The following is a 23,068-nucleotide window of genomic DNA, read 5'->3' as shown; positions in this document are numbered from 1 at the left end:
GCAGAGCCCCATTTACCTATCGCCGCACAGCTCTGACAGCGAGCGTTCCGGCCCCCTGAATGACGCCCACGAGTAAAATCAGCACCGCAACCACGGCAAACATGATGGTCGTGTTGAAGCGCTGATAGCCATAACGGATGGCGAGGTCGCCCAACCCACCGGCGCCTATGGCGCCTGCCATGGCAGAGGCTCCAACGAGGGTGATGGCGGTGACGGTCAGGCCGGAAAGAAGGCCGGGCAGCGCTTCGGGAATAAGAACGTAGCGAATGACCATCCAGCGTGTGCCACCCATGACGCGCACGGCCTCGATGAGACCGGGCTCGATCTCCTGCAACGAAATTTCGGCGATACGCGCGTAATAGGGAATGGCCGCAATCGATAGCGGCACAATGGCGGCAAGGGTACCAAGCGACGTGCCTGCGATGAAGCGCGTGACGGGAATCAGCAGCACCAGCAGAATGATGAAGGGAATGGCGCGGATAGCGTCGATCGTCCAGCCAATCGGGCGCCCGAGCCAAGGCAGATCGTAGAGATCGGCGCGGCGGGTCGCGATCATGAGCACGGCCAGAGGCAGGCCGAAGAGCACGGCGATGAGGCTGGATGCTACGACCATCTCGACGGTTTGAAGCGTCGATTCGGCGATAAGTCTAGCGATCAGACGGTACATAACCGAGCACCTCCGTCACATGGGCCTGCTGGTCGAGGAAAGCACCGAGCAGGTCGGTCACCGGAGCTGAGAATGCCAGAATCATATCGGTCAGAAGTTCGCCTCCACAGGAGAGGGTGCCACCCTGAACCAGCGTGATCTGCTGATCGAACCGCGTGGTCAGATGAGACAGGAAAGGCGTTTTCGCGACCTCAGGTCCAAGCACCACGCGCATGAGCGTAAGGCCTCCCTCAACGGGCCCTGCACTAAGCTGGCGTTTCATGGTGTCAGGCAGGACAGGACGCGTATCGGCCAGCAAGCGCTCGAGCCTCGGGTCACCTCGACTGTCACGCATCAATTTGGCCATGCCGCCATTTTCAATAAGAGCGCCGTGGTCGAGAACGAGAACCCGATGGGCGAAACGACGCACGACCTCCATCTCATGGGTGATAAGAACAATAGTGAGGCCAAGCGTGCGATTGATATCGGCCAGAAGCTCGAGAATGGAGGCGGTCGTATGCGGGTCCAGGGCAGACGTCGCCTCGTCGCAGAGCAGCAGTGACGGCGAATTGGCAATGGCACGCGCAATGCCCACACGCTGTTTCTGGCCGCCTGAGAGCTGGGACGGACGTTTGTAGCCGTGGCTCTCAAGCCCGACGAGTATCAGCAATTCCTCGACGCGTTCGGCGATACGGGCTTTCGACCAGCCGGCAATCTCGAGCGGCAGGGCGATATTGGCGGCCACCGAGCGGGAATTCAGCAGATTGAAGTGCTGAAAAACGAGCCCCACCTTGCGCCGTGCGGCCACCAGTTCGCGCTCGGTGAGCTGCGTGATATCGGCGCCGTCGAGCAGAATGCGCCCTTCCGTCGGGCGCTCAAGCGCGCAAAGACAGCGCAGAAGCGTGGATTTCCCCGCTCCCGAGCTGCCGATCACACCCACTATCTCGCCTTTATCGATCTGAAAACTGATGTCGCTCAGCGCGGTCTGCGCCCCGAAGCGGCAGGAGAGACCCGAAACGTCGAGAAGACTCATGGAAAGGCGGGGATCACGGTATTGGCGTAAACATCGATCAGCGCCTGACGAATATTCGGCTGCTGATAGGCACTCACCAGCGTCTTGACCCAAGGCGCCTGGGAATCGTCACTATTGACGGCAATCACACAGATATAGGGGTTATCCTTGACCCCCTCGCGGGCAAGACGTTCATGCACGACATCGACACCGGCCTTGTGCGCCCAATCTGTGTTGATAATTGCGGCGTCGAGATCGGGCAGCGCACGACCCACCACACCGGCATCCAGCTCACGTATGGTGAAGTCATGCGGGTTCTCGGTAATATCGAGCGGTGTGGGTAGCAGACCCGCAGAAGGCGAGAGCTTGATGAAGCCAAGCGACTGAAGCAGCAGGAGCGCGCGCCCCTCATTGCTGGGATCGTTCGGAACGCCGATCACCGCGCCTTTCGGCAGGGTGGCGAGCGTTTTCCACTTGCGTGAATAGAGCCCGATCGGCGCGACATAGGTGTTGCCCACAGGCACGATCTTGAACCCGTGCCCCTCGTTCTGGGCTTTCAGGAACGGCATATGCTGAAAGGAATTCGCATCGAGATCATGCGATGCAAGCGCTTCGTCCGGGGTCGAATAATCGGAGAAGGTGACGATCTTGAGCGTCAGGCCGGATTTCTGGGCATTCTGGCTGACAAGTCGCCAGATATCCTCATCCTCCCCGGCCATGATCCCGACGCGAACGGGTTTGTCGGCCGCGCGCGCTGAGCGCATACCCAGCGCCAGAGGCGCGACAAGAAGCGTGGACAACACCGAACGACGCGGCAGCGAAGCGAAGGACATGAGAGAAACACCCGGTTCCTGGCGCGAGGCGGGGCATTGAACGATTGATGATCGTTATTACAACCAGTCTCGACGCATTCAACGATTTCCTCGTGTTTTATACAGAACGCCCCATAAAGCAATAATCGATGTGGAGGCGGCGCTTCAGACGTCGCAGTCGATCTGCTCCGAGACCTCGATTGCCTGAGACTGCGCGCCAGCCTGGCGCCTGACCATGAGAAAAGCGCCTTGCCAGCTTTCCGAGATAATCCATGTGCCGCCAATCTCGTCGCCCGCCTCATTCAGTGTGCCCTCGTAAAACACGACATAATTCCGACGATCGGTCTGATAGGTTTTGCGAAACTGCACGCGCCGCCCCTGTCGCGCCCCAGTGACAAGCGAGACGAAACAGGCGGAATCTGCCGTACTGGCATGGGCCCGTTCTGTTATCGTGCCACCAATAAGGGAGTCAGTTTCAAAAAGTGCTGCCTGAAAGAACTCCGGCTCGTAATTTCGGGGATAGGCGAACTGGCCGTCCCACTGCCCCGCTATCGACAATGCGTCACTCATCGCCCTCTTCTCCCCGGTTCTCCGCCTGCTACAATGCAGGACCGTCGCAGCCAGAATGAGGCTTTCGTGAGTCCCTCCCCCTTTGTGAAACCGCCCTCCCGGACACGCCCATGCTGACACTCTGCCTCTATATTGCCGCAGGCTTTGCGGAAATCGCAGGCTGTTTTGCCTTCTGGACATGGCTGCGTCTGGAGCGACCGATCTGGTGGGTCGTGCCCGGCCTGTTCAGTCTGACGGTTTTCGCTTTGCTCCTCACGCGGGTCGACAGTGACAGCGCCGGTCGTGCCTACGCGGCTTATGGCGGGGTTTACATCACCGCCTCGCTGATCTGGATGCGTGTGTTCGAGGGACGCAGCCCCGACCGGTGGGAGCTGGCAGGTGCTGCAATCTGCCTGTGCGGTGCGGCACTGATTCTCTGGGGGCCGCGCTCGACATAAGCCTCGGCCTGGGTCATTGACAGGCTTCCTGATTGCCGGAGGCCTGCTCGTGTTCATGCCGCTTTATCGTCGCACACTCGCTCTGGCCGCCTCGCCGCATGCTGGCTGGTGGCTTTTCGCCGTCGCCTTTGCCGAAGCCTCGTTCTTTCCGATACCGGTCGATCTCATGCTCATTCCCATGGTGCTGGCTGCGCGTGAGCGGGCGTTCAGGCTTGCTGCAATCTGCACGATCGGCTCGGTCTCCGGGGCCATGCTGGGCTGGATGATCGGCGCGGTGCTGCTCCAGCATGTCGCAATGCCGATCGTGCATTTCTACCATGCAGAACATAGCCTCGCGATGCTTCAGGAGAAATTCCGTCATTACGGCGTGGCGATCATCCTGCTCAAGGGCCTGACACCCATTCCGTTCAAGATTGTCACCATCGCCGCTGGCGCGGCCCATTTCGCCATTCTCCCTTTTCTGGCGGCGAGCCTTGTCACGCGTGGTGCACGTTTCTTTCTGGTGGCAACATTGCTCTGGTTCTACGGCGCGCCGATCAGGGACTTCATCGAGCGTCGCCTGACGCTGGTCATGCTGGGCTTTCTCTTTCTGATCATCGCTGGCATTCTCGCCATCACCCTTCTGTAGACCGTATGAGGATTGCCGCCATGCCCAACCAGATTGCCGTCGTCACGGGCGCCGGAGCCGGTATCGGGCGCGCCACGGTGCGCATGCTGGCCTCTTACGGTTTCGACATTGCCCTCATGGGCCGTAACGAGCAGCGCCTGCAGGATGCTGCGGTTGAACTCGAAGCAAACGCCATACGCACGCTCGTCCTGCCGGTCGATGTCTCGGATGCACAAGCCGTTTCCGACGCTGCTGAGCGCGTTGAACGCGAGCTCGGCGCGATCACGGTATGGATCAACGCAGCAGGTGTGACGGCTATCGGGCCGGTATTGTCGCTCGATGCCGAGACGCTCAGACGCGTGACTGACGTGACCTATCTCGGCTCTGTTTTCGGCACCCAGGCGGCGCTGGCCTGCATGCGCCGACGCGGTAGCGGCACGATCGTCAATCTCGGGCTTGCCCATCCGCTACGCGGTCTGCCGCTTCAGGCCGCCATAAACGGCGCCCATGCCGCAATCAGCGCGTTCTGCGACAGCGTGCGCCCGGAAATCAGGGCGCTATCCGACCGCATCGATCTGACTGTCGTGCATCTTCCTTCCATCAACACCCCGCGTCTGGGCTGGAGCCGCAATCGCTCCGGCCACGCACTTAAACCGAGCGGTCGCATCTACGAGCCCGAAGTGGCGGCGCATGCGATCTGTCAGGCCGTGCTGGGCCATCATCGCGAGATCTGGGTCGGCGCTTCGTCGATCCTGCCGAGCCTGATCAATAGCGTCGCCCCATCCCTGCGCGATCGCTATCTCGCCAAGAGAGGCATTACTGCCCAATATGCATCGGGCAAGGCCGACACAGAAACAGACACACTTACTGACAGCCAGCCCGGCGCCTATGCCGCCCATGGACCCTATGAAGGCATTCCCCTGCGCGATCAGGGACGCAAGCCGCTGCTGCTGACCATTCCAAGGCGGATCGGCTTCAGCGCAACAGTTTTATCCGTGGCTGGGCTATTGCTTGGCTGGGCGGCAATACGCCGCAAAGCCTGAATGGGCTCTGCCATGCCCGACCGAGGTGACGCGGCCACCTCGACACGGCCATTACGTGCATAAACGGGTTCTCGTTCTGCTGAGCCTCGCCTGCCAAGAGTGACGACGCAGGCGTGCCAAGTCGGCAACCCGGTGATGCAAGCCAGAACACTGTTCCATAAGAACGAAGCAGGAGGTTGACCGTCTGCTCGTCAGCCTGACTTTCAGGAAGGCACTGAAGGCCATCATCGCCGTATAGAATAATCTCGCGCAGAAAAAACCAAAGACGTCGCCCTCGTCAGTGCGGGAATGCAAGACAGCCAGACGTCTCAAGAGGATGCAGGCTCTCTGTAATTGTCATGCTGTATCCTGACAGCAGACAGAAATTGCGTCGCGATATAGTGAATATATATTGGAATTCCAGGCAAACTTACACGGAACCAACGCAAATCGTCGCGATTCCTACCTCGAAGAGATCCGAGCATTTTCCTTCATGCCGCGCAAACATTCATTTGCGACGGTGTTGAACTTGACAGATCACAAGTAAAAATACGATCTATTTATCTTGAAATCTTGTAAAAATATGCCGTTCGGAGATGTTGTTATGATCTTCAAGATCAGGAGTCATGGAAATATTGGAAATAGAATAATACAGTATATCTCTGCAAATGAAATATCCCGACATTGGCCGGGGTCCACGATATTCAATGTCAAACTAGATGAATATGGCCTCACGACCCCCGACATAGATGAGTCACCCTATCGCACACTCCACATAAACGATTTCTTCTCATCTGAGAAAGAAGTGGTTTCCAGAATAGAACAGTATAAGCCCGACCTGGTGATTTTCGACGGCTATCTCCAAAAACATTTTCTGATGAAGAATGCTGATCATTACCGCAGGATCTTTCCTGTCATTCATCCTGTCGATATCGATAAAAACGATCTTGTCATAAATATAAGGTGTGGAGAACTGATATTCGGATTCTCTCAATACCCGCTATTGCCGATCTCTTATTACAAGAAAATCATAGAAGAAACCAATCTTAATCCTGTCTTCATGGGACAGATAGATGACAGTCTATACTGCGGAATGCTCCGAGAGGCCTTCCCCGAAGCGCGATTTCTGGAACACGTCTCTCCTCAACAGGATTTCGACCTCATCCGATCCGCTCATAATGTCGTCATGGGCATCAGTACGTTTTCATTCATTTCTTCATGGCTCTCACAGGCAGAAAATATCTATACCCAGCTCTGGGGATTTTTCAGTGTGCCTTCATTTCTTGACGAGATCGATCTCCTGCCCACACAGGATGTACGATATAAATATCACGTCCTTCCTTATGCCTATGCCCTTGTGGAGGGCCGGCAGATCGCCTTCAACCAGAGCATCGCCCCTTATATCCACGCGATATCCGCTCATGAAGTTGAGGCGATCAAACGACGTTTTTCAGAAAAGCCGACCACGCAGAAAATATTCCAGATTGATGATTTCTGGTATCTCAGCATGAATCCCGATTGTGGTTATCAGATCGCCAATGGCTTCTGCTTCGACCCCCATCATCATTATATGACAATCGGCCTCTGGGAAGGACGATCACCGGCTCCCTGCAAAAAAGGGCGATATCGCAATGTGTCGCACGACAAGAAAGCCACCATCAGCTCGTATACAGAATATGCCGCCGGGAATTCTGCGGAAGAACAGGCTCTGAACGCCATAAACGCTTCGAAAACGAACGTAATGGCTTTTCATACCGAAGACGAACAGAATCCGTTCTTGATCATTGATTTACTGAGCCCACACAGTATCGATCACGTCAGTATTTTCAACAGATGCGATAACGAGATCGTTGCCAAAAGATGTCTGCCCTTACGCGTATATTGCTCTACCGACAATGCGAACTGGTCACTACTTCATGTGCAACAGCGCCAGTTCGGCGGTAGTGACGGCAAACCTCTGGAAATCGACCTCTACCCTGACGTCACCTGCCGATTCATCAAGATTACGACGCTGAAAAAGACAATTCTTCACCTGGAAAAGGTTCATGTCTACGGTGAGCCTCTCGACTTCCCGACATAAGAAAGATTCCACGTGCGCAGCTCCCCCGAGGGGAGAAGGCCATAGCGCCGTGCATTTCTTCAAGGCAGATCTGGTCTAGCTCGGCTGGCGGGATGTGTTGGCGGCCATGAGCGCTCGATGCTGTTTGAGACCCTTAAGCAGTTTTTCGATATCTTCGGGTGCGAAAACCAGTCCGACCGGTCCATAAGCGGGATGTTGATAAGCTAGGGTCGATCCCTCGGTAAGGGCATCGATCTGCAACGCCCAGTTCGTGCTGTAAACCGGCAGGAACGGCACATTGCCGATCGGGGGCTGGGGCTGGTTGGCCGTCATGGCATAGCGCACACGACCGAGGCTCGTGATAAGCTGACTGAGCTGATCGAGCGTCAGGTCGATCTCGCCTTCGATCCCGCTCCCTTCGAGAAAACGGAGCGTTGCGCCTGTGCCATCTTCTTTCTGAATGACCTGCATTCTTGCACCCATGACCGAAAGATCCCTTATTTTACATTTTCCGAGGTGGACAGGCGCGCGCAGGGATGGCCGGGCTCTAAAAGCCGTGTCTCGATGAAAGAGAACAGAATCCGGTCAGAATGCCCCAAAAAGCAACAGGCGCCCTAGCTCCGGTCCTCCGCATTCTGGACCCATCCTGCTTCTGCCCACCACCCATGAGCGCGCAGGGCCAGTGCCGCGTGACGCGCCGCATCCAGATCGTCATAAAGGCCGAAACATGTCGCTCCTGAACCGCTCATGCGGGCAAAGTGACAGGATTCGGAACGCTCCAGATTATTCAAAACTTCCCCGATTATGGGAAAGAGAGCAATCGCCGGGGCCTGTAGATCATTCGAAGTTGATCGCAGGCTCGTTGCCATGGCTGCCACATCGTCCCACTGCGCCGGCAGCGAAGCGACCGGGCGAAACGATGCACCGGACTCTTTCCAGGCGCTAAAGACAGCGGGCGTCGGCACGGCGACACCCGGATTGACGAGCACCATGGCACAGCGTGGCAGGCGCGGCGCTGCAACCAGTATCTCACCGATACCCTGCATACGCTGGGTTTTCTGAGCGAGACAGACCGGCACATCCGCCCCGAGCGAGGCAGCGATCGGCGCAAGATCGAAATTTTCGCACTGCCAGGCCGCCGCCAGAAGACGCAGCGCGGCGGCAGCATCGGCCGAGCCTCCACCGATACCGGAAGCCACAGGCAGGTTTTTCGTGAGCTGCATCTGCCACGCGGGCAGGTTGTCATTCAGGCCAGCAGCCTTCCGCAGCGCCGCGGCGGCGCGCAGCACCAGATTATCCGGCCCGGCTTCGAGCCCGTTGCCGAAAGGCCCGTCGATCTCGAGGCTCATGCCATGCTCCGGGGCGCAAGAGCCGACCAAAGTCAGCACATCGGCTGTCTCGGCGAACACGGCTAGAGAGTCGAGTTCGTGATAGCCGTTCTCGCGGCGTGCGGTGATGTGCAGAAACAGATTGATCTTGGCATGCGCCAGCGAACGGGCAGAAAACATCAGCGGACTCATCGAGGCGAGGGAATGGCACGCCCGCGCATGACAGGCAGATCCGGCCCACCGGCAAGGGCGGCATCGATCAGCGCCTTTGTCTCGGGCTCGGGCTTGTTGTTGAGCGCCTGGCTCCACTGATCGCGCGCTTCCAGCTGACGCCCCTGATACCAGTAAGCGACGCCCAGATGATAGGCGATCTCCGCATCGGCGGGCGCCGCATTGACGGCAGAGAGAAGCAGAGGCAGCGCCTGTGCAAGATCGCCCTTCTGCTTGAGCAGCGCCCAAGCATAGCTGTCGCGTATCTCGGCATCGTCGGGCGCCATATCCATGGCGCGACGCAGTAGCAGAAGAGCCTGTTCAGGGCGCTCGTTATGTTCGACATCCGAATAGCCCGCGTAATTCAGCAGGACAGGCTCGGAAGGGGCCAGTGCCAGTGCGCGATCAAGATCGACCTGGGCCTTGTCGCGACGTTTGAGGTGATCCCAGGCGATGGCGCGCCCCAGCAGCAGAGGCCAGACACGCGATTCCATTACGCTCACATGGTTGAGCGCATGGGTAAACGTCTCGATGGCGGCCTCGGAATGACCGAGCTGGTCCTGAACCGCACCGAGCTCGTTCAGAATATCGGCGTTATCCGGGTTGGCCTTGACCACACGCTCCAGCGCATGAAGCGCCGCATCCAGATCGTGACGCTTGAGCGCGACCTGCGCCTGGGCATGGTCCGAGAGCGGCGCCAGAGGATCGTCCTCGGCTACGCCATCGAGCGCCGATTGCGCCATGTCGAGCTGGCCGTCATTGCGCAGTTCTTCGGCCAGCAGAATCTTGCCCAGCGTCAGGTCCGGGTCGAGAAACAGGGCCTGACGCAACAGCAGGATCTTGAGCTGACGCAGATCCTTGAGCTTGTCATCATCCGGGCTCGGCGCTCCGGCGTTACCGCCATCATGCGCTGTCGTATCGCCCAGAAGGGCGGTGACACCGATATAGAACTCTGCCAGCCCCTGACTGGGAGAAAAATCACTGCCGATCCGGCCCGGACGCAGACGCCCGGCGACGAGCTGAAAAGCGGGCAGAAGACTGCCGACATTTTTAAGCCTCTGGCGAGCCTCGGCATCATGGTGACGAAAAGCAAGCCAGTCAGCCTCGAATTGCAACGCCTGGACCCGCAGCAGAGGCGGCACGGCGGCTGCGCTGCGATCGAGCTGGTCGAAAAGACTATCCGTACGCGCCTCGTTCCGCAGAGAAGCGATGCGCGCCTGCTGCAACAGCGCGAGCCAGGTTACCGGATCGATCCCGCTCTGAGGCAGCACGATATCGTCTTCCTGCCCGTTGGCGGGGTTCGACCCGTAATGACACCAGTCGCGCAGGCCACGGCCCGCCATGCGTAACAGGCCATCGGTCTCCTTGCTGTGGAGCGCGAAAAACCCCTCGGCGCTTTTCCAGCGACGGTCGCGATACGCTGCCGTACCGAGAACGATGCGCGACAGGTTTTGCTGTGGCATCAGCCCGGCAAGTGCAACTGCCCTTGCGGCAGAGTCAGGCCCAGCATCCATCGCTGCAAAACGCAGCGCCATGAGCACGAAATCGGGGTCACGATAGCCCTGCATCACGGCCCCGTAGAGGGCATGGTCGGCATCGCTCACATTATTGCGCTGCACCGAGACGATGCTCCCTAGCAGACTGCCCGTGAGGGAGTAGGCGGGCGCCATGAGCGCCACACCGCTCTGGGACCCGGCGCCTGAGGCAGCGGTAACAGACACCGTTGTGACAGGGGCCAGACAGGCAAGAAGGACGAGCCGGAACGGAGAGCGCTTGGTTTGCATCGTGTGACAATCTAGACTGAACCCGTTCAGACACCAAACTGATAAGAAACCATGTCCCTTTCCCTGTCCGGTCAGGACCACTCCGAGATTCTCGCCCTGCTGGACCTGTATCGGGACTGGGGCGTCGATTGCGCGCTCGATGACGTCGCGCCGCACAGGCTCGACCGGGCGGCCAGCCTCTCTTTGCCTCAGGCCATGCGGCAACGCCCGGCACGCCCACCCGCTGCGAGACAGAACGTTACGCCGCCCGTGCAGCCACGGCCATCCCTGGTAGATACGCAAGCCGCACAGGCCTGGGGAGTAGAGACCTTCCCGGAATGCGCCCTTGCACGCACGGCATCGACAAGCGTGCGCCCGCGCTTCGTGCCCGGTGCCACGCTGATGCTCGTCGGCGATGCCCCTGATGCCGATGAAGACCGCTCCGGCGAGGTGTTTGCGGGAGAAACAGGACGCCTGCTCGATATGATCCTGCCCAGTATCGGGCTTGACCGCAGCCGCCTCTCCCAGGCGCCTGCCCTGCCCTGGCGTCCGCCCGGCGGGCGCGCCGTCTCGCAGATCGAAAGCCGGGAATGTCGCGCCCTGCTCAACGCCGCCATCGTCAAGGCACGTCCCGAAAGGTTGATTCTTCTCGGCCTGACTCCCCTGCGACTCCTGCTCGACGAGCAGGCAAGCATGGCCCGGTCGCGCGGCGCTTGGCACAGATTGCGACTCGATGACGGTAGCGCGGTCGAGGCGCTGGCCATGCAGCACCCGCAGCAGTTGCTTTCCAGCGCCAGAGCCCGTCGGGAGATGTGGAAAGACCTCGTTTTTCTGGCGGAAACGCTCGCTTCGTCGTGAGTATTCTCCCTGTTGCAAACGCTTTATAAAAAAAAGTGATTTGGGGGCCGAAAAATGCGGTTTTTCCGCGTTATCCCTCTGGTAGAATTCGAGAAACGATCTTAGAATAGCGAACTCCTTTGGTGTGACTTTTTGGCCACTCTTGCTTTATCGAGCAGGGGGGGCTACCAGCATCTCCACCATGCGAGGAATTTCTTATTTCGCGTCGAGTAACAGCGCCCGTGCCTTGATGCTGTGCGCTGTGCTTGTGGCGGGAGCGACGTTCAATCCGCTTCGTGCCCAGGAAAGCAAATCGACGCTCAACCCTGCCGATCATGACAACACCCAGAGCGAGGAAACGGCGTTTGCTACGCCGCGCTCCTCTGCGCCTGGAGGTTCGAATGGTCTTCCCCATCCCCTTTCCGCCTCAGATGCTGCGCTTCTGAAAGAGGCTTTCCGTGCCCAGCGTTCCGGCGATTTCGAAACCGCCATCGCCCGGTCGCGCGAGGCTCATGACAGCGTGCTCATCGGCGATCTGCTGGCCGAGCGCTATCTCAACGCGGCCTATCATCCCGAGCCGGTTCAACTGCGCCTGTGGCTCAAGACCTTTTCAAGCCTGGCCGATGCAGGCGCCATTCAGAACCTGCTGATCGCGATCAGTCCCAAGGGCAGTGTCGCGCAGCAGAGTTTTCCGACACCTCTCGCGCCATCCGATGTGTCATCCACCAACACTCCCTCTGCCCCTGACCCTCTGGCCCATATTCTCAACCGCAATCCGCTGCTTGATCGCACGATCGGCGAGCGTCTTTCCTGGGGGCTCAAGGGCGGCCAGAGTGCCGTCAAGCTGGTGGATTCCACACCTGGCATGACGCCGCTCTATGCAGGTCAGCTCAAGGCCGAGATTGCGCTGGGCATGCTCAGCGCGGGCGAAACCGGCTTTGCGCTGCAAACTGCCCGTAACGGCTTTACCCAAAGCGCCCATCAGCTCGGCTATGCTGGATATGTCGCAGGGCTTGCAGCCTGGCGTCAGGGCGCGTTGCACGAGGCACTGGGCTATTTCGAACAGGCTTCACGCGCAGGCACGACCACCAACGAGCTACGCGCTGCCTCCGCCTACTGGGCATCGCGGGCCCATCGCCATCTCGGCAATTCCCCGACCCTGACCACCTCATGGCTGCAACGCGCTGCCGCTGAGCCGGGCACGTTCTATGGCATTCTGGCACGACAAATGCTCGGACTGCATCATGCAGGCATGACACCCGGGCAGGATCCGGCGCAAAATGACGGGCATGAAGGCATCTCCGCCGACGACACCACGGCGCTTCAGAACCCGATCCCAGTCATGGGTGAAATCGATATCGAAGCGGTCGCCGCCACCCCTCAGGGACACCGCCTCTTCGCCCTGCTTCAGATTGGTGAAACCTCGCGCGCCGAAGCCCTGCTACGGCGCATGTGGCCCGACATCGTCTCGGACACCGCCCTGTGCCATTCGGTGCAACTCGTGGCCGCAGCCGCAGGGCTGCACGACCTGTCCGAACAGATTGCCACTATTCTTGCTGCCCGCGACGGTCGCCCGGCTCATCTTGCGGGGTTCCCGACCCCGCAACTGGCCCCACGTCACGGCTTCAAGATGGACCCGGCGCTCGTTTATGCGCTGACCCGTCTGGAATCCAATTTCGACCCCAAGGCGTCATCAAGCGCTGGTGCGCATGGGCTGATGCAGATCCGCCCCTTGACCGCCAGCTTCGTGAGCGGCCCCAAACCCGCTCTCGACGCCCATGGTGTTGCCATCATCAACGTGCCTGCCGATATGGTCGGGCGACTGCACAACCCGGCCGTCAATCTCGAAATCGGCCAGCTTTACGTGCAGTATCTTGCCGGTCTGTCAGAGCGTTCCGAAGAGGCTCCCAAGGGGGGCGATCTCATTCATACACTTGCTTCCTATAATGCGGGGCCGGGTGCCATCGCACGCTGGGAAGGTGGCGCACCGAACGAAGCCGGGCAGATCCACGATCCGCTGCTCTTCATGGAGCTGCTGCCTAATGGCGAGACGCGCGACTACGTTCACCATGCCTTCGCCTATCTCTGGATCTACGCCGACAAGCTGGGCCTGCCCGCGCCGTCGCTTCATGCGCTCGCCCGCGCTCAATGGCCGCGCTTTGCCGATGAGCAGGAAATCGCCAGCGCCCGTCCGGTCACCTGGCACTGATTGCGCCTGACACCGTCAGGAGAGGCCAAGACTCTCCTGACGGATGATTGCCGCACCCTGCGCTTCGAGAAATCCCCCGTCATGCGTCGAGAGCAGAACGCAGGCCGAGCGGGATTTTTCGGTCAGAAGCGCACTGAAGAATGCGCGGGACGCTGAATCGAGGCCGTTCGCAGGCTCGTCCATCAAAAGAACCGCCGCCTCACCGATGAAGGCGGAAGCGATCAGCATTTTTCGCCTCGTGCCCAGAGACAGCGCATCGTAACGCTTGTCGAGATGCGGGGTGAGGCCGAACCCCTCTATCAATCCGGGCGATATTGTCGGCGCTGCGCGCGCCCAGGCGCAAAGCGCCATCAGATCGCGCCCGGTCATGAACGGATAGACCGCCACCTCGTCCGGCACATAGGCCAGACCTTTCCGTGCTGCGACGGGATCGCGCGCCATATGCTTTCCGGCAATCCAGACATCGCCATGATCGGGCTTTACCGCGCCGGACAACACCCGCAGCAAGGTCGATTTCCCGGTTCCGTTCGCTCCCCACAGGCCATGAAACCCTATGCCGAGCGACAGGCTGACCGAAGAGAGAACGGGTCGACCACCATAAGCCACACAGAGGTCGGAACAGCGCAGAATGGCAGTCATGCCGTCACCTCCATCAGAATGAAACTGACCCAGAGAATGCTCAGAGATACGCTGGCCATCGGTCGCCAACGCGTATCGATGCACAGGCTCCACCGCATCGCGCAGAGCAACAGACCATAGGTCACCACGATTGCAACCTGCGCAATTGCAGCCGCAACACGGGGGAGAGGCGTGCGAGCCGGTCGACAGGCTTTGCCCTGACATAGGATGGAACCCGCCGACGGGCAGCCAGCCATATCGAGAGAGAGGTGAGTCCGGGCTCGCGACCGACCAGAATGAAACCAGCCACACCGAGCCCGGCGGCCCCGATCAGGCAGAGAGCCCCCGACCAGAATGGCTGCGTCATACATCCGGCGGCGAGCAGGGAGTTGGCCAGAAAAATTGCGACGCAGAGAGAGAAGAGACGCTCGACGAGCGCCGCCTGCAAGAGCAGGACCAGCCCCACGAAAACGATCAACGCCATACTATAATGAGGAAGGGCCGAGAGCGACGCCGAGCCGATCAGAGCACCTCCGATGATGAATGGGAGAAACAGCGGCAGATCGAGCGCCGCAAGAAGTATCCCCGTTATCAGCAGACGGTGCTGAGGTGTGATGGGCAAGGTATCGATAAAGGCGCGAAAACTACCGCCACGCGCGAATCCGCCCAGCCCTTGCGACCAGGCGATAAAAGCGGCCTGGGCCGCCAAAACTGCCACGAAATGCGCCCTCAGACCTCCCGGACCCGCCAGCACCGCAAGGGATAAATGGCCGAGATGCAGAAAAATGGCCACGAAGGGGATGGAGGGCGACGCCAGTGCGGCCCCCATCAACATCATCCAACGCTGCACCATCAGCGCTTTTCCAGCATGAAGCAGATAACGGGCCCGCAGCCCGAGGAAAAACGCAAAACCCGGCTTTGCGACTGCCGATCCCAAGCCTGTCATTTGTCTCCCGCCCGATCGATTCAGAACGATAGCGTTACAAATGCGCGGGTGACAAATGGCTTTAGTTTAATTTTCCGCCAGAACCTGACGGCTGGCACGCACTTTGGTCACGCGGCGCTGCTCCATCTCGACCACTTCGAACAGCCATCCGGCGAATACCACCTTGTCACCCTTGGCAGGCACGCGACGCAGCAGGGCAAGAATGGCGCCGGCAAGCGTGTGATAACTGCCGGCAGCGGGCAGATCCGGCAGATCGAGCACTGAACGCACCTCATCGGCGGGCATGAACCCATCAAGCACATATTCATCCCGCTGCTGCGGGTTTTCACGCTCTGTCTTGTTCTTTTCGGCGTTTTCATCGCCGACGATCGCCTCGAAAATATCGGAAGGCGTCACGATCCCTTCGAAAGAACCATATTCGTCGAGCACGAAAGCGATGCCCAGACGCTCGCCACGCATGCGTTCGATCATGTCCTGCGCGGTCAGGCTGTCAGGCACCACGATAGGCTGGCGCAGCGCCGCCTCGATGGAGACGGGCAGACCCTGAAGCAGACGATCCATGAGGTCCTTGGCCAGCACGACGCCAACCGGGTGGTCCACATCGCCCTCACAGACCAGAATGCGCGTATAGGTCGACTGACGCAGCTTGACGATGAGCGCATCGCGACTGGCATGACGATCGACCCAGAACAGCTCGTTACGTGGGGTCATGATGGCCCGCACGGGGCGATCGGCCAGACGCAGCAGGCGTTCGATCATGATGCGCTCTTCGGTTTCAAGCACGCCAGCCTGCGCGCCTTCGGCCAGAATGGCGCGCAGTTCCTCTTCCGTTATGGCCGCGCGTGTCAGGCCACCGACACCGAACAGGCGCAGAACGAGAGAAGACGCCCCACTCAGCAGGGCCACAACCGGGCGCGAAACGGTCAGAAGCGCCGAAAGGATGAAGGACAGGCGCGCCGCAATTTTTTCCGGCTGCTGCAAGGCGATCTGCTTGGGCACCAACTCTCCGAAGACCAGCATGGCGAAGGTGATGCCCATCACCACAATGCCAATGGACAGCTCATTGGCGAAAGGACGCAGCAGATCGCTGCGACGGATCAGGAGCGCCAGATCCTCTTCGATCTGACTCCCGCCGAACGCGCCTTCGAGAATGGACACCAGTGTCATGCCGATCTGCACGGTCGGCAGAAAGGAATGCGGCTCATCCGCCAGACGCAGCGCCCGCTCCGCCCCGCGCACCTGCCGCTTGACCAGCGCCGCAAGGCGCGGTCGCTTGGCCGAGATCAGCGCCATTTCGCCCATGGCGAAAATGCTGTTCAGCGCAATGAGAAGACAGATGACCAGAATGGGGGTGAGCATGGGGTCCTTCGTTCGGAAAAAAGAAAAGGCGGACATACACATCGTATGTCCGCCTTTTCAGGATAAAACTGTCACGCCCTGTTTGACCAGAGCGCTGGAGAGCGAGGCCATGCCAGGCTCTCCTGAGGGCTCTCGCTCTCTAATCTAAAGCGTCAGTCTGCGGCGTCAGCCACTTCGACCGGCTTGTCTTCGGCCTTGTGCACGCGCACGCGCGGCCCACGGGCCGGCTTGCGTGATTCGAGCAGGGTAACCTGCTCGGCCACCTGAGCCTCGTATTTGTATTCGGCCTTGCGCTGGTTCGCGAGAGAGATCTCGGGGACCATCGGCTTTTCGGTCTCGGGACCGAACAGCGCAACCTTTGCGATGTGCCAGGGACGCTTAACGGCATCCATGACGGCTGTGGATTCATAGCCGGAATGCACCATGCAATCGGCGCACTTCTCATAGGCGCCGGTGCCGTACTGCTCCCAGGCCGTATCGTCCATCAGCTCCTTGAAGGTCTTGGCATAGCCTTCGCCGAGCAGATAGCAGGGACGTTGCCAGCCGAACACCGTACGGAGCGGCTTGCCCCAAGGCGTGCAATGATAGTTTTCATTGCCTGCCAAGAAGTTCAGGAAGAGCGGCGACTGGGTGAAGCGCCACTTCTTGCCCTTGCCGAGACGGAAGATATCGCGGAAGAGCTGCTTGGTCTTCTGACGGTTCAGGAAGTGCTCCTGATCCGGCGCACGCTCATAGGCATAACCCGGTGCCGTCATGACGCCATCGACGCCAAGCGCCATGACTTCATCGAAAAACCGCGCAACGCGCTCGGGCTGGGCGCCGTCAAACAGGGTGCAGTTGATGGAAACGCGGAAACCGCGCTCCTTCGCCTTGCGAATGGCGGCAACGGCGCGCTCGTAAACGCCTTCCTGGCAGACTGACGAATCGTGCATCGCCTTGTCGCCGTCGAGATGAATATCCCATGAGAAGAACGGATTGGGCTCGTAATCGTCGAGCTTCTTGTCGAGCAGAAGCCCGTTCGTGCAGAGATAGACGTATTTCTTGCGCGCCGTCAGCCCCTTGACGATCTCGGGCATCTCCTTGTGGAGAAGCGGCTCGCCACCGGCGATGGCAATGACGGGGGCGTCTGCCTCGGCATCGGCATCCAGACATTCCTGCAGGCTCAGGCGCTGGTTCAGGATCTGTGCCGGATAATCGATCTTTCCGCAGCCCGAGCAGGCCAGATTGCAGCGGAACAACGGCTCGAGCATCAGAACGAGCGGATAGCGCTTGCGACCCAGCATATGCTGTTTGACCACATAGCGTCCGACACGGACGGCCTGCATCAATGGAACGGCCATGTAACTCTATGCTCCTACACCAGATGACATGCGGACGCGGTGTCAGAAAAGGCCCGACATGATTACCGCGACGCCGTCATACGTAAGACCCGTTGGTCATATGATTTCGAAAAACAACACCGGAATAAGGGTCGGTGTGCAAGACTGAAAATGATACGATCGGGATGGTAAAACGTGGCCTATACACCGTGCACAGGCCTCCCCTCAACATCGGAGACGCTTCGTAGCGCCTACTGTGTCATTTTGGCGACATTTATCCATAATAACTAACCAAATTTTAAGCTGAAATCTGTTGCGCGGCTCCTGCCGATGCGCGAATTCGCTGCCTTCGTTATTGCAAAACGGCGACAAGATTGCACTTTTCGACGTTATGTCGGACATATGCCGCCGCAGTTGAACGCCGGATGACTTGTTTTTGTAGGGAGTCTCCCCAGCTTTCCGACTACGGATCCAGACATATGTCTCTCCCGATCAGCGGGACAGATTTTGAGGACGCAGCATGACACAGTTTCCTAGCAGAGTGCCCGAGAATGCCCGTACCGCGCGCACGCGTCGTGCCGTTCTGGGACTGATGGCCCTTTTCTCTGCCCCTGTCGCGCTGTCCTCCTCTGCATTGTTCGCACCGGCTTTTGCCCAATCCGCCGCAGTCAGCCCGATCAACGATCTCTATGCCGCCCTTGGCCAGATCCAGTCGCCAACCAGCGGCACAGCCGAGGCACGTGCCCAGATCGTGGCCCCCGTCATCGATCGCAGCTTCGATCTCTCGACCGTGCTGCATAATTCAATCGGCATGCGCTACACGACGCTCTCGGCCGATGAGCAGAGCAGGCTGCTGGCGGCGTTCCGCCAGTTCACGATCGCCCGCTACGTATCGAGCTTCAAGAAGGGTGGGGGCGCCAAGTTCACCGTCAGCCCGACCACGCGCCCTGCCCCGACTGGCGGCAGCACGATCGTCAACACCACGATCGGCGATGGCGGGGATTCATCGACCGCCATCAATTATGTGATGATGCCTTCGGGCGGGGGCTATCGCATCGTCGATATTCTGCTCAACGGTCATATCAGTCAGGTCGCCGCGCAGCGCGCCGATTTCAGCTCGACCCTGGCCAAGGGCGGTGCCGACGCTCTCGTGACCCTGCTCAACCGCAAGACCGCAAAGTTCATGAACAATTAAGATGCGCGGCCGGTTTCCCCAGATAGCATGCCCTGAAAAGGGAAAAGGGGTCACGTGGCTCTCGCTCTGAACTGGCTCGGCTATGCATCAGCCTGCCTTGCCGTCGCAGGCTGTGCACAATCAGTTATCGGCGCCGGGCTGATCGCTGCCTTTCGACGTAGTGAAAAGCGGCGCATCGCAAGACCCGAATCCCCCGTTCTGCCGCTCCCGGCGGTCACGGTGCTCAAACCCCTGCATGGGGATGAGCCTTTGCTGGAAGACGCACTGCGCAGCTTCTGCGAGCAGGATTATCCAGAGTATCAGATCGTTTTCGGCGTCCAGAGACAGGACGACACCGCGATTGCGATCGTCCGGCGTCTCGCGACCGAGTATCCCGAGCGCGATATCGCACTGATGATCGATGGGACAACACACGGCACGAACCGCAAGATCGCCAATCTCATCAACATGTATCCTTCGGCGAAACACGACATCCTCGTGATCTCCGACTCGGATATTCATGTGCAGCGCGATTATCTGCGCCATGTGGTCGCGACGCTTTCCCAACCCAATGTGGGGCTTGTTACCACGCTCTATGCCGGTCTGCCCGCCTCTTCGTCGACGGTCAGGGAATTCGCTGCATCGCAGATCAATCACAATTTCATGCCCGGCGTGATGATGTCGCGGATGCTCGGTCGACAGGATTGCCTCGGGGCGACGATGGCCCTGAAACGCGCCCTTCTCGAGCGCGTCGGCGGCCTTGGGGCACTGGCCGATCATGTGGCTGACGACGCCGTTCTGGGGCAGCTTGTCCGTGCTCATGGCAAGGCCATCGCCCTAGCGCCATGCATGACCTGGACGACAGTGGCCGAGCCCACTGCCGGTCACATGATCGAACATGAGCTGCGCTGGGGGCGCACGGTCAAGAATGTCGAGCCGGTAGGGTATGGACTTTCTGCCATCCAGCTTCCGCTCTTCTGGTCGAGCGTCGTGCTGTTCTGCTGCTGGCCTGCGCGCTGGGCGCTGTGGTTCTTTCTCTGCGTCTGGGCAGTGCGCGTTCTCGCGGCGCTCATGATCGATCGCTGCCTCGGTCGTCTTTCTCCTTCGGTTTACGGGTTGTTTCCCCTGCGAGAATGGTTGTCAGCCGCCATCATGGTCGGCAGCGCGAGAGGCCAGCGCGTGGAGTGGCGTGGGCAGACGCTTCACATCCGTCGAGCCGCGCCGATTACTCCGCCAATACAACCCGTCGAGCCCGGAGATTAGACTTTTCAGGGTTTCGGCCCCATATGCTGAGGCATTCGTCAGAAATTTCTGACCCCTTCACTTTTGCGGATCTTGCGATCCGACGGTTCATCCAAGGATTTTCTTCATCATGATGCGCACGCTGTTCCTTCAGCCCCCTTCATTCGACGGTTTCGATGGCGGAGCCGGTTCGCGTTACCAGGCCAAGCGCGAGATCCGCTCCTTCTGGTTCCCGACGTGGCTGGCTCAGCCCGCCGCCATGGTCGAGGGCTCGCGCCTGATCGATGCGCCTCCGTCGCGCATGGGCATGGAGCCGATCCTGAAAGACGTGATGAATCGCGATCTGGTGGTGATGCACACCTCCACCCCGTCTTTCGCCTCCGACGTACGCGTTGCCCAGATGCTGAAAGATGCCAACCCCAATCTGATGATCGGCATGGTTGGCGCCAAGGTGGCGGTGCAGCCCGACGAATCGATGGCTCAGGGCAGCCCGATCGATTTCGTGGCGCGCAACGAATTCGATTTCACGATCAAGGAAATCGCCGAAGGCCGCGATCTCAAGGATGTCGACGGCATCACCTGGCGCAACAAGGATGGCGAGATCATCGCCAATCGTGACCGCGCCATGATCGAGGACATGGACAGCCTGCCCTTCGTGACCGAGGTCTACAAGCGCGACCTGAAGATCGAAGACTACTTCATCGGCTATCTGATGCACCCGTATATCTCGATCTATACGGGCCGTGGCTGCAAGTCGCGCTGCACCTTCTGCCTCTGGCCGCAGACGGTTGGCGGCCATCGCTACCGCACGCGCAGCCCCGAGCATGTTGCCGCCGAGATCCGCCTCGCCAAGCAGTATTTCCCGCAGGTGAAGGAGTTCATGTTCGATGACGACACCTTCACCGATGACCTGCCCCGCGCCGAAGCCATTGCCCGCGAAATGGGCAAGCTGGGCGTAACCTGGTCGTGCAATGCCAAGGCGAACGTGCCTTACGAAACGCTCAAGATCATGAAGGAAAACGGGCTGCGCCTGCTTCTGGTCGGCTATGAGAGCGGCAACCAGCAGATCCTTCACAACATCAAGAAGGGCATGCGCGTCGAAACGGCACGCGAGTTCACGAAGAACTGCCACAAGCTGGGCATCAAGATCCATGGTACCTTCATCGTCGGCCTGCCGGGCGAGACGAAGGAGACCATTCAGGAAACCATCCAGTTCGCCCGCGAGATCAACCCGCATACGCTGCAGGTCTCTCTGGCAGCACCCTATCCCGGCACGGCCCTGCACAAGCAGGCTACCGAGAATGGCTGGTTCAACGAGGCTGAAGCCGAACTGATCGACGAGCATGGCGTGCAGATCGCCCCGCTGCACTACCCGCATCTGTCGCATACCGAGATCTTTGCCTCGGTTGAGGAATTCTACCGCAAATTCTACTTCCGTGCGCCGAAGATCGCCTCGATCGTCAACGAGATGGTGCGCAGCCCGCAGATGATGAAGCGCCGTCTGCGCGAGGGTGTGGAGTTCTTCCAGTTCCTCAAAGGCCGTAACGCCGCCTGATCTTTCATGCGTCGTCTTATCGTCTCAGCCGATGATTTCGGCCTGAGTGAAGAGGTCAACGAGGCCGTCGAGATCGCCCATCGTGACGGGCTGCTCTCGACGGCCAGCCTCATGGTCGCTGGCCCCGCCAGCGTCGATGCGGTGCGTCGTGCCAAAAGACTGCCCGACCTGCGTGTCGGGCTGCATCTGGTGGTCATCGAGGGCGATACTGCCCTGCCAGGTGCCACAATACCGGCCATTGCGACCCCCGATGACCGGTTCGGCACCAGCCAGCTCGGTCTGGGGGTTTCCTATTTCTTCCGTCCCGCAGCGCGACGGGCCCTGTTACGGGAGATCGAGGCCCAGTTCCGGGCTTTCATGGCCTCAGGCCTGACGCTGGATCATGCCAATGCCCATAAGCATATGCATCTCCATCCGACCGTGGGGCGGATGATGATCGAAACCGGGCAGCATTACGGTCTGCACCATGTGCGGACGCCCTGCGAACCGCCCGAGCCGCTTGCCGCCGCCGAGACCCATTTCGACTCACTGGGTGCGGCGGCTCTGCGTCGCTGGTGCGGGGTGCTGCGCCATCAGATCGCACGGGCAGGGATGACCACCAACGATCATTGCTTCGGCCTGGCCTGGAGCGGCCAGATGCGGCCGGGTCGCGTGGCGGGGCTTATGCCGCATTTACCTGAAGGTCTGTCCGAGCTTTATTTCCACCCGGCGCTCGAACAGAATGCGCTGTTGCAAGGACTCATGCCGGAATACGACCAACGTGGCGAGTTCGATGCCCTGATAAGCCCCGAACTGCGTCAGGCCGTACGCTCAGCGGATATCGTGCTGAGCGACTGGGCAGGGAACACGCTTCCCCGCCCCTGAGAGCCCCCTGTTCCAGAAGGCTCTCCTCGAGACTCAGAGTGCCGAGTCGACCCATGCCTTGAGCGCGCTCTTGGGCAGGGCGCCGGTCTTCTGGGCAACGACTTCACCGTTCTTGAAGACCATAAGCGTCGGAATGCTGCGCACACCGAAACGCGTCGGCGCTTCGGGGTTCTCGTCGATATTGATCTTGGCGACGGTCAGACGGCCCTTGTACTCGCCGCCGATCTCGTCGAGCGCGGGTGCGATCATTTTGCAGGGGCCGCACCATTCTGCCCAGAAATCGACCAGCACGGGGCCTTCGGCCTGCAGCACGTCTTTTTCGAAACCGCTGTCGCTGACAGCTACGGTGTTGTCGCTCATCCTGTTCTCCATTCGCAATGCAGACCGGTCGGGTCCGTCTCAACAAGACATATCAGCAGTTCAGGCAAGGCGTTCAAGAGCTAGTGAAGCAGGAATCGCCTCACGTCAGGAAACAGAAC

The 23,068-nt window shown here is 59.6% G+C and carries 23 protein-coding genes; 10 read left to right on the top strand and 13 right to left on the bottom strand.

Annotation, left to right across the window (positions count from 1 at the left end; translation table 11 throughout):
• Positions 1–16 precede the first annotated feature (16 nt).
• The 4 genes from ABHV46_RS09770 to ABHV46_RS09755 all read right to left on the bottom strand — a co-directional run bounded on the left by ABHV46_RS09770 (position 17) and on the right by ABHV46_RS09755 (position 3,040).
• Entirely contained in the window at positions 17–667 is a 651-nt protein-coding gene (locus tag ABHV46_RS09770; protein ID WP_438381294.1) for a methionine ABC transporter permease, read from the bottom strand.
• A complete protein-coding gene (locus ABHV46_RS09765) occupies positions 648–1,679 on the bottom strand; it encodes a methionine ABC transporter ATP-binding protein (protein ID WP_438381293.1) in 1,032 nt (343 codons plus the stop codon). Before ABHV46_RS09765 ends, ABHV46_RS09770 begins: the two co-directional genes overlap by 20 nt.
• Positions 1,676–2,491, bottom strand: coding sequence for a MetQ/NlpA family ABC transporter substrate-binding protein (locus ABHV46_RS09760; protein WP_336945808.1), 816 nt, complete (start codon positions 2,489–2,491; stop codon positions 1,676–1,678). Before ABHV46_RS09760 ends, ABHV46_RS09765 begins: the two co-directional genes overlap by 4 nt.
• A 144-nt stretch (positions 2,492–2,635) precedes the next feature.
• Positions 2,636–3,040, bottom strand: a complete 405-nt coding sequence (locus ABHV46_RS09755; RefSeq protein ID WP_438381292.1) for a hypothetical protein — start codon at positions 3,038–3,040, stop codon at positions 2,636–2,638.
• Positions 3,041–3,150: 110 nt separating this feature from the next.
• On the opposite strand from ABHV46_RS09755, the gene ABHV46_RS09750 reads away from it, so the two are divergent.
• The 4 genes from ABHV46_RS09750 to ABHV46_RS09735 all read left to right on the top strand — a co-directional run bounded on the left by ABHV46_RS09750 (position 3,151) and on the right by ABHV46_RS09735 (position 7,186).
• On the top strand, positions 3,151–3,477 hold the full coding sequence (locus ABHV46_RS09750) for a YnfA family protein (protein WP_438381291.1): 327 nt from the start codon (positions 3,151–3,153) through the stop codon (positions 3,475–3,477).
• 55 nt (positions 3,478–3,532) lie between these two features.
• Complete coding sequence (locus tag ABHV46_RS09745; protein ID WP_438384342.1) at positions 3,533–4,105, top strand: YqaA family protein; 573 nt, start codon at positions 3,533–3,535, stop codon at positions 4,103–4,105.
• 20 nt (positions 4,106–4,125) lie between these two features.
• The gene (locus tag ABHV46_RS09740) at positions 4,126–5,127 is read left to right on the top strand and encodes an SDR family oxidoreductase (RefSeq protein WP_336945805.1); all 1,002 of its coding nucleotides are present in this window, start codon (positions 4,126–4,128) and stop codon (positions 5,125–5,127) included.
• Between the two features lie 583 nt (positions 5,128–5,710).
• A complete protein-coding gene (locus ABHV46_RS09735; protein WP_438381290.1) occupies positions 5,711–7,186 on the top strand; it encodes a discoidin domain-containing protein in 1,476 nt (491 codons plus the stop codon).
• Positions 7,187–7,261: 75 nt separating this feature from the next.
• On the opposite strand, the gene ABHV46_RS09730 is transcribed toward ABHV46_RS09735, so the two are convergent.
• From ABHV46_RS09730 to ABHV46_RS09720, 3 genes are all read right to left on the bottom strand, one after another.
• Complete coding sequence (locus tag ABHV46_RS09730; protein WP_035442520.1) at positions 7,262–7,648, bottom strand: hypothetical protein; 387 nt, start codon at positions 7,646–7,648, stop codon at positions 7,262–7,264.
• A 131-nt stretch (positions 7,649–7,779) separates the two neighbouring features.
• A complete protein-coding gene (locus ABHV46_RS09725) occupies positions 7,780–8,673 on the bottom strand; it encodes a 4-(cytidine 5'-diphospho)-2-C-methyl-D-erythritol kinase (protein WP_438381289.1) in 894 nt (297 codons plus the stop codon).
• 8 nt (positions 8,674–8,681) lie between these two features.
• On the bottom strand, positions 8,682–10,487 hold the full coding sequence (locus tag ABHV46_RS09720) for a tetratricopeptide repeat protein (protein ID WP_438381288.1): 1,806 nt from the start codon (positions 10,485–10,487) through the stop codon (positions 8,682–8,684).
• 51 nt (positions 10,488–10,538) lie between these two features.
• On the opposite strand from ABHV46_RS09720, the gene ABHV46_RS09715 reads away from it, so the two are divergent.
• Both ABHV46_RS09715 and ABHV46_RS09710 read left to right on the top strand, forming a co-directional pair.
• Positions 10,539–11,324 carry a uracil-DNA glycosylase gene (locus ABHV46_RS09715; protein ID WP_438381287.1) on the top strand — a complete coding sequence of 262 codons (786 nt, stop codon included), beginning with the start codon at positions 10,539–10,541 and terminating at the stop codon, positions 11,322–11,324.
• 181 nt (positions 11,325–11,505) lie between these two features.
• Positions 11,506–13,512 (top strand): transglycosylase SLT domain-containing protein, encoded by a 2,007-nt coding sequence (locus tag ABHV46_RS09710; RefSeq protein ID WP_438381286.1) that lies wholly within the window; start codon positions 11,506–11,508, stop codon positions 13,510–13,512.
• 15 nt (positions 13,513–13,527) lie between these two features.
• Here the strand turns inward: ABHV46_RS09710 and ABHV46_RS09705 are convergent, their stop codons facing one another.
• The 5 genes from ABHV46_RS09705 to hpnH all read right to left on the bottom strand — a co-directional run bounded on the left by ABHV46_RS09705 (position 13,528) and on the right by hpnH (position 17,775).
• Positions 13,528–14,151 (bottom strand): ATP-binding cassette domain-containing protein, encoded by a 624-nt coding sequence (locus tag ABHV46_RS09705; RefSeq protein WP_438381285.1) that lies wholly within the window; start codon positions 14,149–14,151, stop codon positions 13,528–13,530.
• Entirely contained in the window at positions 14,148–14,279 is a 132-nt protein-coding gene (locus tag ABHV46_RS09700; protein WP_438381284.1) for a hypothetical protein, read from the bottom strand. The genes ABHV46_RS09705 and ABHV46_RS09700 overlap by 4 nt, the downstream gene beginning before the upstream one ends.
• On the bottom strand, positions 14,273–15,076 hold the full coding sequence (locus tag ABHV46_RS09695; RefSeq protein ID WP_438381283.1) for a hypothetical protein: 804 nt from the start codon (positions 15,074–15,076) through the stop codon (positions 14,273–14,275). The genes ABHV46_RS09700 and ABHV46_RS09695 overlap by 7 nt, the downstream gene beginning before the upstream one ends.
• Positions 15,077–15,142: 66 nt before the next feature.
• On the bottom strand, positions 15,143–16,435 hold the full coding sequence (locus tag ABHV46_RS09690; RefSeq protein WP_336945797.1) for a hemolysin family protein: 1,293 nt from the start codon (positions 16,433–16,435) through the stop codon (positions 15,143–15,145).
• A 152-nt stretch (positions 16,436–16,587) separates the two neighbouring features.
• Positions 16,588–17,775: an adenosyl-hopene transferase HpnH gene (gene hpnH / locus ABHV46_RS09685; RefSeq protein ID WP_336945796.1), complete on the bottom strand. Its 1,188-nt coding sequence runs from the start codon at positions 17,773–17,775 to the stop codon at positions 16,588–16,590.
• A gap of 499 nt (positions 17,776–18,274) precedes the next feature.
• On the opposite strand from hpnH, the gene ABHV46_RS09680 reads away from it, so the two are divergent.
• The 4 genes from ABHV46_RS09680 to hpnK all read left to right on the top strand — a co-directional run bounded on the left by ABHV46_RS09680 (position 18,275) and on the right by hpnK (position 22,589).
• The gene (locus ABHV46_RS09680) at positions 18,275–18,949 is read left to right on the top strand and encodes an ABC transporter substrate-binding protein (protein WP_438381282.1); all 675 of its coding nucleotides are present in this window, start codon (positions 18,275–18,277) and stop codon (positions 18,947–18,949) included.
• 54 nt (positions 18,950–19,003) lie between these two features.
• The gene (gene hpnI / locus ABHV46_RS09675) at positions 19,004–20,191 is read left to right on the top strand and encodes a bacteriohopanetetrol glucosamine biosynthesis glycosyltransferase HpnI (RefSeq protein WP_438381281.1); all 1,188 of its coding nucleotides are present in this window, start codon (positions 19,004–19,006) and stop codon (positions 20,189–20,191) included.
• Between the two features lie 109 nt (positions 20,192–20,300).
• Complete coding sequence (hpnJ, locus tag ABHV46_RS09670; protein WP_438381280.1) at positions 20,301–21,725, top strand: hopanoid biosynthesis associated radical SAM protein HpnJ; 1,425 nt, start codon at positions 20,301–20,303, stop codon at positions 21,723–21,725.
• A 6-nt stretch (positions 21,726–21,731) separates the two neighbouring features.
• Entirely contained in the window at positions 21,732–22,589 is an 858-nt protein-coding gene (hpnK, locus tag ABHV46_RS09665; RefSeq protein WP_438381279.1) for a hopanoid biosynthesis-associated protein HpnK, read from the top strand.
• A gap of 33 nt (positions 22,590–22,622) precedes the next feature.
• Here hpnK and trxA read toward each other — a convergent pair whose 3' ends face one another.
• Positions 22,623–22,949, bottom strand: a complete 327-nt coding sequence (trxA, locus tag ABHV46_RS09660; protein ID WP_025840568.1) for a thioredoxin TrxA — start codon at positions 22,947–22,949, stop codon at positions 22,623–22,625.
• Between the last annotated feature and the right edge of the window lie 119 nt (positions 22,950–23,068).

It is taken from the genome of Asaia sp. BMEF1, from assembly GCF_051628905.1.
Lineage (GTDB): Bacteria > Pseudomonadota > Alphaproteobacteria > Acetobacterales > Acetobacteraceae > Asaia.
The sequence above is the reverse complement of the archived record's forward strand: the minus strand, read 5'-3'. Positions and strand labels throughout refer to the sequence as shown.

Excerpts from the sequence above, each read along its gene's own strand:
- ABHV46_RS09770 (WP_438381294.1), bottom strand. The coding sequence starts at position 667 with ATGTACCGTCTGATCGCTAGACTTATCGCCGAATCGACGCTTCAAACC.
- ABHV46_RS09765 (WP_438381293.1), bottom strand. The coding sequence starts at position 1,679 with ATGAGTCTTCTCGACGTTTCGGGTCTCTCCTGCCGCTTCGGGGCGCAG.
- ABHV46_RS09760 (WP_336945808.1), bottom strand. The coding sequence starts at position 2,491 with ATGTCCTTCGCTTCGCTGCCGCGTCGTTCGGTGTTGTCCACGCTTCTT.
- ABHV46_RS09755 (WP_438381292.1), bottom strand. The coding sequence starts at position 3,040 with ATGAGTGACGCATTGTCGATAGCGGGGCAGTGGGACGGCCAGTTCGCC.
- ABHV46_RS09750 (WP_438381291.1), top strand. The coding sequence starts at position 3,151 with ATGCTGACACTCTGCCTCTATATTGCCGCAGGCTTTGCGGAAATCGCA.
- ABHV46_RS09745 (WP_438384342.1), top strand. The coding sequence starts at position 3,533 with ATGCCGCTTTATCGTCGCACACTCGCTCTGGCCGCCTCGCCGCATGCT.
- ABHV46_RS09740 (WP_336945805.1), top strand. The coding sequence starts at position 4,126 with ATGCCCAACCAGATTGCCGTCGTCACGGGCGCCGGAGCCGGTATCGGG.
- ABHV46_RS09735 (WP_438381290.1), top strand. The coding sequence starts at position 5,711 with ATGATCTTCAAGATCAGGAGTCATGGAAATATTGGAAATAGAATAATA.
- ABHV46_RS09730 (WP_035442520.1), bottom strand. The coding sequence starts at position 7,648 with ATGGGTGCAAGAATGCAGGTCATTCAGAAAGAAGATGGCACAGGCGCA.
- ABHV46_RS09725 (WP_438381289.1), bottom strand. The coding sequence starts at position 8,673 with ATGTTTTCTGCCCGTTCGCTGGCGCATGCCAAGATCAATCTGTTTCTG.
- ABHV46_RS09720 (WP_438381288.1), bottom strand. The coding sequence starts at position 10,487 with ATGCAAACCAAGCGCTCTCCGTTCCGGCTCGTCCTTCTTGCCTGTCTG.
- ABHV46_RS09715 (WP_438381287.1), top strand. The coding sequence starts at position 10,539 with ATGTCCCTTTCCCTGTCCGGTCAGGACCACTCCGAGATTCTCGCCCTG.
- ABHV46_RS09710 (WP_438381286.1), top strand. The coding sequence starts at position 11,506 with ATGCGAGGAATTTCTTATTTCGCGTCGAGTAACAGCGCCCGTGCCTTG.
- ABHV46_RS09705 (WP_438381285.1), bottom strand. The coding sequence starts at position 14,151 with ATGACTGCCATTCTGCGCTGTTCCGACCTCTGTGTGGCTTATGGTGGT.
- ABHV46_RS09695 (WP_438381283.1), bottom strand. The coding sequence starts at position 15,076 with ATGACAGGCTTGGGATCGGCAGTCGCAAAGCCGGGTTTTGCGTTTTTC.
- ABHV46_RS09690 (WP_336945797.1), bottom strand. The coding sequence starts at position 16,435 with ATGCTCACCCCCATTCTGGTCATCTGTCTTCTCATTGCGCTGAACAGC.
- hpnH (WP_336945796.1), bottom strand. The coding sequence starts at position 17,775 with ATGGCCGTTCCATTGATGCAGGCCGTCCGTGTCGGACGCTATGTGGTC.
- ABHV46_RS09680 (WP_438381282.1), top strand. The coding sequence starts at position 18,275 with ATGACACAGTTTCCTAGCAGAGTGCCCGAGAATGCCCGTACCGCGCGC.
- hpnJ (WP_438381280.1), top strand. The coding sequence starts at position 20,301 with ATGATGCGCACGCTGTTCCTTCAGCCCCCTTCATTCGACGGTTTCGAT.
- hpnK (WP_438381279.1), top strand. The coding sequence starts at position 21,732 with ATGCGTCGTCTTATCGTCTCAGCCGATGATTTCGGCCTGAGTGAAGAG.
- trxA (WP_025840568.1), bottom strand. The coding sequence starts at position 22,949 with ATGAGCGACAACACCGTAGCTGTCAGCGACAGCGGTTTCGAAAAAGAC.